Here is a 9,571-nt window from a genome sequence, read left to right on the forward strand (position 1 = left end):
GGCATCACGGCAGTGGCGGCACCTGCCCGGCAGACGCCGCCCGGTCGACGGCGCGGGCATCACGCCAGGCCCGCATCCACGTGAGCAGGCGGCGGGGGTCGCGCACGAACTGACGGCGTCCACCGCGCAGCATGATCTCGCGCACCACCTGGCCGGTATGCGCCGCCCAGTCGGCACGCTGCGTGGCCGAGAGGTTCTTCAGGGCGAACAGCGAGCGATTACGCGCGTTGCAGCGGTAGTACAGTGCCGACTTGCCCGATGCCTGCTGGGTCGCCCCCACCAGATGCACCGCCGTGATGTCCTCCGCGACCCGGAGCTCCGCGCCGAGTCCACGCGCACGCCAACTCAGGTCGACGTCCTCCCAGTACAGGAAGTAGTCCTCGTCGAAGCCGCCGAGCCTGCCCCACAGGGCGTCGTCCACCGCGAGGCAGGCGCCACTCAGCCACGGTGCCACGACCGCGCCCGGGGTCGTGCGGTGACGCGAGCCCACCCGGCCGTCGGCCAGATCCAGGACGGAGCCGTCGAACCAGACGCGGCCGTCGTCCCTCACGATCCGCGGTGACAGGAGCAGGGAGTCGGCCTCGCGCACGCGTCCCAGCAGCCGTGCGCAATCGTCGGGATCGAGCCGGGCATCGGGATTGAGGATGAGGAACTCGCATGCCCCGAGTTCGCGGGCTCGGGCGACGCCCCTGTTGACGCCAGCCCCGAAGCCGCGGTTGTCCGGCAGCGCGACGACCTCCCAGCCGTGTCGGTGACCCAGTGCCGTCACCGCGGAGCGCTCGGCCGATCCGCTGTCGTTGTCGACCACGACCACCAGGCCGTCGAAGCCCTCGCCGAGCGGGGCGAGCATGGACTTCAGTAGAGCGGAGGACCCGTAGTTGACGACCACGACCGCCCCCGCGGCGGGCTGGCGATCCGTCAGGGGAGCCCGCGTGGCCGTGGGGGCCCACTCCGCCGCGGCGCTCGTCACCTCGGGTCGTGAACGACCCGGACCGGCTGGGTCGCTGCGAGAGGTGGCGTCGTTCGTCATCGTGCTCCGTGTTCTTGGTCGTGGCCCGGTTCTTGGTCGTGGCCCGGTTCTCTGCCCAGGCTCGTCCGCTCGGTCGCCATCCCCCGACCCCGACCCCTCCCGCTGAGGAAGACGAGCCGGACGACCGTCACGAGTTCGCTCAGGTCGCGACGGACGACCGGGACGATGGCTGCGACGAGGTAGACCACCGCGGTGGACAGCGCGGCGGCGGGGATCTGAAGCCAGGCGCTCGCGTCGGCGAGGGCGATCGTCGCCCCCCACGCGGCCGCGCCCGCCGCCACGGCGATCGCACCGAGGCGCCCTGCTCCCGCGGTCAACCGCGCCACAGGGGTCGGCGCGGAGCGCGACAGCCACCAGATGGCCAGCGGCCAGGACAGCAGCGGCTCGACCGCGTAGCCCGCCGCGACCCCGACGATTCCCCACGGCAGGCCGGCGAGCACGCAGACGATCTTCAGCGCGGCGGTCACCAGGGTGAAGCGCAGCAGCGGCCCGGTCAGGCCCTGTGTGACGAAGGCCCAGTAGGCGACGTACGCCAGGGTGGAGAACGCCCCCGCGATCGCGAAGAACGTGAGGACAGGCGCCGATTCCAGCCAGGCAGCGCCGAGGAGGACGGTCACGAGCGGCACCGATGCCCCTCCGACGAAAGCCAGCGCGGGGACGATCGTGTACCCCATCACGATCTGCGCGCGGACGAGATAGTCGTCGAAGCGCGCGCGGTCGTCCTGCAGCCGGGAGAGCACGGGGATGGCCACCCGCGAGAACGGCGCACGCACCTGCTGCAACGGGTTCATCAGCAGTTGGAACGCGCGCGAGTACAGGCCCAGCTGTGCCGGCCCGAGACGGATGCCGATGACGATGTTGTCGGCGTTCTTGGCGACGTAGTTGATCAGCTGCGTGGCGACGAGGTTCCAGCCGAAGCGGTAGAACCCCCCGAGGGGGACCCCGCGCCGCGGCCGCCCGGGAAGCCACCCACCGACGGGGACGACCAGGACCAGTCCCGCCGCCGCGACGGCGACCGTCTGCGCGACGAGCGCCCAGGCGCCCCCGCCGGCCAGGGCGACGACGATCGCGACGACGATCCCGACGAGCGGTGCCGCGACGTCGATCACGGTGAGCGCGGTGAAGCGCAGCTCGCGGTTGAGGTTGGCCCTGTGCTGCGTCTGCGCGCCGTTCAGGGCGAAGGTTGCGGCGACGCCCACCACGAGCGGTGCCAGCTCCGGGCGGCCGAAGACGAGCGCGACGAGGGGGGCTGACGCGACCGCGAGCGCCGCGAGCGCCGTTCCGAGCGCGGTGTTGACCCAGAAGAGCTGGTCGCGCTGCGCCGTGCTCAGCTCGCGCGCCTGGATCGCCGCGTTCGAGAGGCCGAAGTCCCTGACGATCTCCGAGACGCCGACGACGGCCATCACCATCGTGAACAGGCCGAACTCGGCCGGGGCGATCAGCCGGGCGAGGACGACGACGGAGCCGAACTGCAGGACGATCCGGGCGAGCTGCCCCGTCATCGTGACCGCCGCCCCCCGGGCGGCGGTGCGCCCCAGCGGTTCCGTGCGGCGGCCCGCTGACGGTTCGGATGGCACGATGACGCTCGATTCGACGGGGAGAAAAAGTGATGAAGGCTCAGATAAGATTAGCGGACGCGGGCCGCATGGTGCGGCCCGTCGTCGCGCCCGCCTCATCGTTGCGGGTGCCAGGGGGCGGGGGGACCGCGCTCCGACCGTCGTGAGGGGAAGCAGAACTATGAAGGATGCCGTCGTCGCCGTGCTCACCTATCGCAGGCCGCGGGAGATCTCCGCGATCCTGCCCGCGCTCGTCGCGCAGCTGGGGACCGTCCCCGAGGGCTGGGGGGCGCGGGTCCTCGTGATCGACAACGACCCGGACGGCGGGGCGGAGGAGACCGTCGACGCGGTGAGGCGGCGACTGGTCGGGGGCGAGGACATCGGCTACCGGCACGAGCCGACGCCGGGGATCGCCGCGGCGCGCAACCGCGCACTCGACACGGCGCTGGCGGAGGACGCCGACGTCCTGATCTTCATCGACGACGACGAGCGGCCGCAGGAGGGCTGGCTGGCCGCGCTGCTCGCCGCGCACGAGCGCTACCGCGGGGCGGGTGTCGCGGGGCCGGTCGAGTCGACCTTCGAGGCGGAGCCGGACGCCTGGGTGAGGGCCGGCCGGTTCTTCGAGCGCCGTCGCCCCGTCTCAGGGACCCTCCTCGGACTGGCCGCGACGAACAACCTGCTTCTCGACCTGCCGACCCTGCGTCGCACGGGACTCCGCTTCGACAATGCGTTCGGGCTCGTCGGCGGCTCCGACACGCTGTTCACCCGGTCGCTGGTCGGTGCAGGGGGACAGCTCCGGTGGTGTGCGGAGGCGGTCGTCACCGATGTCGTCCCCGCCGCGCGGGTGACCAGGGGGTGGGTGATCCGGCGCGCGTACTCGAGCGGCAACTACTGGGCGTTCACCTCCCCCCTCGTCACGCGTGGGACGGTGACGAAGCTGGTCGTCAGGGTCAGGGACGCCGGACGGGGCTTGGTGCGGATCGCCGGTGGCGCGTTCCGAGCGGTGACCGGTCTGCTGGTCGGCTCGCTTGGCCGTCGGGCGCGCGGCGTGCGGACGATGGCGCGCGGCGCGGGCATGGTTGTCGGCGCGCTCGGGATCCGCTACCAGCAGTACCGGCGGCCGGCCGCGAACTGATCGGAGGCGGCGCTCGCCGCGGTGTCCGCGGCTGAGGTCGCGCCCGCGGCTCCCGCCGTCGCCGTGCCCGCGACCGGGATCGCTGCTGTTACCGCGCGGTGTCGTGGGCGCTGCCGCCGGAGGGGACGGCCGGGGGCGCCGTGGCGGCACTGCGCCGGGATCGCGCCCGCCGGCCCGAACGGTGCGAGGAGTCCCCTCGCAGCCGGAGCGCCTCGCGGTACGCCTCGCGGTGCTCCTGCCCTGCGCGGCCCCACTCCCTGGCGTCGAGGCTCGGCCTGCCGCCGTGGGTGCGGCGTACCTGCGCGAGCGCCGTGGTGACGGCGGCCGCGGTCAGCGGGCCCCGGAACAGGGACACCCAGTCGCGCCCGACCTCCTCGGCGAGCGCCCGCGTCACGGGGTTGTCCGGCACGAGCACGGGGCGGTCGAGGGAGAGCGCCGCGAGCGCGCCGCCCGAGTTGAGCATCGCCGGGTAGGGCAGCACGATCAGCTCGGACTCGCCGATCCGCGCGGCGAATTCGTCGTCGCTGAGGAACCCGGGCGACAGCAGCACCCGCGGGTCGTCGCCCGCGGCCCGCCGCAGTCCGGCCATCACCGTCTCGTTCAGCGGCTTTCCGGCGACGACGAGGCTGATCGACGGCTCGGCGGCGTCGACCACCGCGGCGACGAGGGTGTCGATGCCCTTGTACGGTCTGATCATCCCGATGCAGCCCAGTCGTCCGGGCACCGCGCGCGGGTGCGGGGAGGCGCGGTACCAGTCGCGGTAGTGCCCGTGCAGGATCGTGCGCTGCGGCCGGTCGCCGAGCGCGGGGGTCCTGCCGTTCAGGTCGATGGTGAGCCGGGTCGCGGTGTCGATGGCGTCGAGCAGCCGACGGGTGGCCCCTGTGCTTCCCTCGTGACTGGCGATGTTGTGCTGCGTTCGCACCACCGGAGTCCCGGTCAACCGCCATCGTGCCACGAGCGCGGCCGTCGTGACGTGCCGCAGGAGCGTCTTGAGCGGGGACGTCCCGCGGGGAAGGATCTCGGGCCAGTGCACGTGGAAGACGTCGTACCGGCCGAACAGCGCCCGGCGCCAGGTGAAGGTGCGGACGCTGACGCCCTCGGTCCGATCCAGGGCGTCGCGGAGCATCACGATGTACGGGTTCGTCGTCGCACGCGGCTCGGGGAACGACTGCAGGACGCGGACGGGGTCGGACACGGTTCCTCCTGGTGTGCGGCGGCGGGGCGGTTCGAACAGCACCCGCAGGCGGGTGTTGCGCACGGCGGTGTCGAGGACGACGCCGATCGTGATCGCGACGGCCGCGAGCACCGGTGGCAGCAGCATCGCGAGGACCGGCCGTGGCCCGACGGCGAGCACCGGTGTCAGCGCGGCGACGAAGACGATGATGAGCGGTGTGTGGGTGACGTAGATCGGCAGCGTGCGGGCGCCGAGGAAGGGCAGCAGCCGGACCCCGCTGAGCGCGCGGGCGATGACCAGTCCGGCCGCGACGCCCGCGAGCGCGGTCAGCAGGGCGACACCGGGGATCGCGCGTGCTCCGCCGAGGACGCTGACCAGGCTGAGCCCGAGCCATCCCACGAGGACCACCGCCCCCCGCAGTGGTGTGACCGCGTCCACCGCGGCGACGAGGCGGCGCCGGAACAGCAGGCCGGAGAGGAAGAAGACGAAGTACTTGGCCATGCCCGCCCAGCCCACGTTGACGGCCGCCCACCCGCCGTCACCGGTGAGGGCCTCCCAGTCGGTCAGGGCGGCGGCGGACACCACTGCTGCCGCGGCGAGCAGGACGGGCGGGGGCACGCGCCTGGTCAGCTTGGCGATGATGAAGAACAGTCCGAGCGCCCAGATGAACCAGAGCTCGAGTCTCGGCTGCAGCGGCGAGAGCAGGTAGTCCCTCAGCGAGCCGAGCGGGTTGACGGCGTCGCCCCTCGCCGCGAGGCCGAGGAGTTGGGCCGCCGTGCCGATGGCGCCCCAGAGGACGAACATCCAGGCGAACAGCACGATCTTGGACCGGACCAGCTGCCCCCAGCTGGCGTGAAGCCACTTCGCGGCGAACAGCCCCGAGAGCGTGAAGAACAGCGGCATCCTCAGGGTGGCGACGACCTCGTTCGCCGTGGTCCAGCCGTGCTCGGGCAGGCCGGCGCCGCTCAGCCAGTTGGTGGAGTGGAACAGGGCGACGAGGACGATCGCCAGGCCGCGCCCGGTGTCGACCCAGAGGATGCGCCCGGGGGGAGGCGGCCCCTGATGCCGGCTCACGCGAGGACCACGCCGCGGTCGGTCGGCTGCTGGCTGGCGGGGCGGACGAGGTGCCGGCCGAAGCGAGCGCGGCCCGGTTCGGAGACGTGGGGGAGGGCGATGGTGAGGAACAGGATGGTGAGCAGCTCGGAGGAGGCCAGCGGGCTGAAGAACAGGTTCCAGAGCATGCGGATGCCGAGGAAGATGAGCAGCGCGCTCGCCAGGTTGAAGCGGATGCGCCTGACCACGCTGCTAACGGTGATGACCACGAGCGCCACGGCGAGTGCCAGCCCGACGAGGCCGTAGCGCAGCCAGAGGTCGCCGATCACGGAGTGCACCTCGTAGCCGGCGCCGAACATGTAGTTCTCGACGTAGCCGTTGTCGGGGTCGTAACCGAGCGAGGCCATGCCCGCCTTCGCGATGGCGACGTCGACGGGGGTGGCGAGTGTGCCGGAGCCGAAGCCGGCGGGCCGTTCGCCGAAGAGGGCCAGGCTCGCACCGAGCTCGGGGCGGCCGCCGAGCAGGACGGATCCGGCGGTGTCGATCTGCGCCTGGGTGCGCAGCCGGGTCAGCTCGCCGAACACTCCCCCGGCGATCAGGGACATCGCGGTGCTGTACACCACGGCGACGGTCACCCCGATGGTGACCACGACGCGCAGGGTGCTCCGGCCCCCGTCGCGGCGGGGCAGCGGAACCAGCTGCCAGAGCACGACGATGGCCGTGATCATGAGGATCGCCGTCCCGGAGCGGGCGTCGTTGACCAGAGAGACGGCGGCGAGGGCGAGTAGCGCCGTCAGCTCGAGCGGGCGGTTCCGTGCCTGGGTGGCGACGGCGAGCGCGAACACGGCGATGGGGATGGACAGGGTGAAGCGCCAGAGGTTGCCGTCGGCGACGCCGTGGAGCGGGATCGAGGCGAGCATCCCGACGGCGATGAGCAGTGCGACCCTCGGGGCGCCGAGGAGGTGCCGCGACCAGAGCAGCACGCCGACGGTGAGGGCGATGTTGGCCACGAGCGCCGAGTTCTCGGTCAGCAGGAACGGGCTCACTCCGTGGTCGGATGAGCGCAGGCCGGTGAGCACCAGTCCGGAGACGAGTGCGCCCAGGCACAGGACGAAAAGGGTCCGCGCACCGAGGTGGTTGCGCAGAAGGGGGAGCCAGACCGGGCAGAGCGCGATGGAGGCGATCGCGGCGGCGGTGACACCAACCGGCAGGGCCAGCTGCAGTCCGGTGAGGACGGCAACTGACCCTGCGACGAGCGCGTCAGCCCTGAACGGTCGTGGTGTCACCAGGCTCCCGAGTGCTGTGTTCCCGCGGGCACGTCGAGCAGCGAGGCGACCGAGGGGTCGAGCTTGCTCGGCGTGACCTTGCTGGCTGCGGTCGCCCCGGCGGAGGCGAGGGTCGCATCCGTGCTGAGGACCGCGGGGCCCTCCGCGAGGAACGACTTGCGGTCGTTGCCCGTCGCCGAGCTGAACTGCTGGATCGTCGCGAAGGTCTGTGGCTTCTTGGAGCCCTGCGCCCAGCGCACGCTGGAGGACGGCGCGTCCGTGTCGAAGCGGTGGTAGACGTTCGAGTCGATCGCGAAGGACATCTGCGAGGCGGTGCGCTTCTTCGTCAGGTCGTCGACGCAGAGCAGGCAGCTGCCGCCCGCTCCGGAGACGACGTTGTTCTTGACGGTGATGTCCTGCAGCACCCAGGGGACCTCGCTCGCCTTCTGTCCGATCTTGTCTGCCTTGGCCTGGGTGTTGGTGCGGGCGTCGTCGGTGAACTGGACGGCGGCGAGCGTGTTGCCGCCGATGGAGTTGTTCCAGATGTCGACGTCACCGGTGCTTCCGACCCAGAGCCCGTACCGGCCGCTGCCGGTGATGACGTTGCCCGCGACGGTGATGTCCTGCGAGATCTCGAGGATCACGCCCGTCGAGCCGTTGTCGACGACGCGGTTCGCGGTGACCGTGGCCTGATGCACGGACTCGTCGAGCCAGAGGCCGTTGGTGATGTTGTCGGACAGGTCGTTGCCGTCGAGCGTGACTCCCGTGGTCCTGGTGACCTTGAGCCCGCCGGAGACGGGCTTGCGGGTGAATCGCTCGGTGTTGTTGCCGGTGAAGCTGGACTCGACCACGGAGAGGTCGTGCGCGCCGTTCGCGCCCATCCCCATCATTCCGTTGCGGGTGCTCGTGACGCTGCGCACCGAGGCGTTGTCGCCCCAGGCGTAGAGGCCGATCGTGGCGTTGTCGCTGATGAGCACGTTCTCCAGAGAGATGTCGTCCGCCTCGACCGTCACGGCGCCCATCTGCCACACCGAGTTGGCGTAGCGCGTCACGCCGATGCCGCGCACGGTGCTGCCCGCGCCCTTGATGGACAGTGCCTTCTGGCGGTCGCTCGCGCGCACCGTCGCGCCGGACGGGTCGCTGCCGATGACGAGGCGCTTGCCCGCGGCGTCGGCGAAGAAGGTGCCCTCGGTGACGGCGTCGAGCGAGCCGACCTGACGCAGCGACGTGCTGCCGATCCAGACCTGCTCCGGGTGGGCGGCGAGCGGGTAGTCCTTCTCGAGGAATCCGGTGTGCTCGTTGTCGTTGTCCGCGGCACCCTTGGCGAAGGTGGGCGAGTTGTCGAAGGAGTGGTCCCAGCCGGTGCTGACCCAGCGGGACCCGGACGCCGTCCAGTTGTCGAGCGTGGTGCTGCCGTCGAGCCAGACCTTCTCTCCGGGCGCCGACTGGAGGGTCAGCTTCTTCTTCGACGCGGGGATCTCGACGCTCTCGTGGTAGCTGCCGGCGCGGACCACGACGGTGCCCCCTGCCGACGCGTGCGAGACCGCGTCGGAGATGCGGCCGAACGGCCGTGCGCTGCTGCCGTCGCCACCGCTGGCACCGGCCTTCACCCACACGGCGTCGGCCGGGGCCTTGTAGTAGGCCTCGCCGACGGGGAGACTGCCGGCGTTCTCGCCCGCCGCACCCCCGGCGGAGGCGCCCCCGGCGCCGCCGGTGCCCTGGCCGCTCGGCTCGGATGCTTCACCGGCGTCGGTATCGGCATCGTTCGAGCCGGTGTCGTCCTGTTCGCCGCCACCCGTCGTGCCGTCCGTGTCTGCTGCAGTGTCGGCGCCGGGCTCGGTGTCCTGCTGCTCGTCGTCCGCCTGGGCGCCCGACGCTCCCGGGGTCGGTTCCGCGTCCGGGGCCTCGTTCGCCGCCGCCTCGTCGCTGCTGCGGACGGTGAGGTCGTCGAAGCGCGCCTGCGTCACCGACCCGGCGGGAGAGCCGGAGGAGAGGTAGGCCCACAGGCCGACGGAGCCCGGCTCGTCGAGCCGGTCGCCGCTGTCGTCGGTGGTGGCGACCGACCAGTCCTTCGGCGCGGTCTCGCCGGTCCACGCGCGCGATCGCAGCTCGACCGAGTCCGAGCCGCTGGCGCTGGTCTCCAGGGTGACGGTGTCGCCGGGGGCGACGTCTCGCGCGATGACGACGTCGCGGTTGAGCTTCTTCTGATTGCTCGTGCTGCCGTTGATCCGCGACTGCGACAGGGTCACGGTTCCCCCCGGTGTGAAGCGGACGGTGCTCTGGTAGTAGCCGTCGGCGGTGGCGCGGAGCTGGACGCCCGTGTACACGCCGTTGCCCGACTCGGGCAGCGGCGGCGCG

At 72.0% G+C, this 9,571-nt stretch carries 6 protein-coding genes; 1 reads left to right on the plus strand and 5 read right to left on the minus strand.

Going from position 1 to position 9,571, the window contains the following annotated elements:
* Positions 1-4: 4 nt before the first annotated feature.
* Together FM119_RS01630 and FM119_RS01635 are read right to left on the minus strand one after the other, a co-directional pair.
* Positions 5-1,030, minus strand: a complete 1,026-nt coding sequence (locus FM119_RS01630) for a glycosyltransferase family 2 protein (RefSeq protein ID WP_087135953.1) — start codon at positions 1,028-1,030, stop codon at positions 5-7.
* The gene (locus FM119_RS01635) at positions 1,027-2,607 is read right to left on the minus strand and encodes a lipopolysaccharide biosynthesis protein (RefSeq protein WP_276327850.1); all 1,581 of its coding nucleotides are present in this window, start codon (positions 2,605-2,607) and stop codon (positions 1,027-1,029) included. Before FM119_RS01635 ends, FM119_RS01630 begins: the two co-directional genes overlap by 4 nt.
* A gap of 160 nt (positions 2,608-2,767) precedes the next feature.
* On the opposite strand from FM119_RS01635, the gene FM119_RS01640 reads away from it, so the two are divergent.
* Entirely contained in the window at positions 2,768-3,721 is a 954-nt protein-coding gene (locus FM119_RS01640; protein ID WP_087135955.1) for a glycosyltransferase family 2 protein, read from the plus strand.
* A gap of 88 nt (positions 3,722-3,809) precedes the next feature.
* Here the strand turns inward: FM119_RS01640 and FM119_RS01645 are convergent, their stop codons facing one another.
* From FM119_RS01645 to FM119_RS01655, 3 genes are all read right to left on the minus strand, one after another.
* Positions 3,810-5,969 carry an acyltransferase family protein gene (locus tag FM119_RS01645; protein WP_087135956.1) on the minus strand — a complete coding sequence of 720 codons (2,160 nt, stop codon included), beginning with the start codon at positions 5,967-5,969 and terminating at the stop codon, positions 3,810-3,812.
* Entirely contained in the window at positions 5,966-7,234 is a 1,269-nt protein-coding gene (locus FM119_RS01650) for a hypothetical protein (protein ID WP_087135957.1), read from the minus strand. The genes FM119_RS01645 and FM119_RS01650 overlap by 4 nt, the downstream gene beginning before the upstream one ends.
* Positions 7,231-9,571, minus strand: a 2,341-nt coding sequence (locus FM119_RS01655; RefSeq protein WP_143822592.1) for a right-handed parallel beta-helix repeat-containing protein, incomplete at its 5' end; no start/stop codon positions are given. The genes FM119_RS01655 and FM119_RS01650, both read right to left, overlap by 4 nt.

The organism is Mycetocola reblochoni REB411, assembly GCF_900163835.1.
Taxonomy (GTDB): domain Bacteria; phylum Actinomycetota; class Actinomycetes; order Actinomycetales; family Microbacteriaceae; genus Mycetocola_B; species Mycetocola_B reblochoni.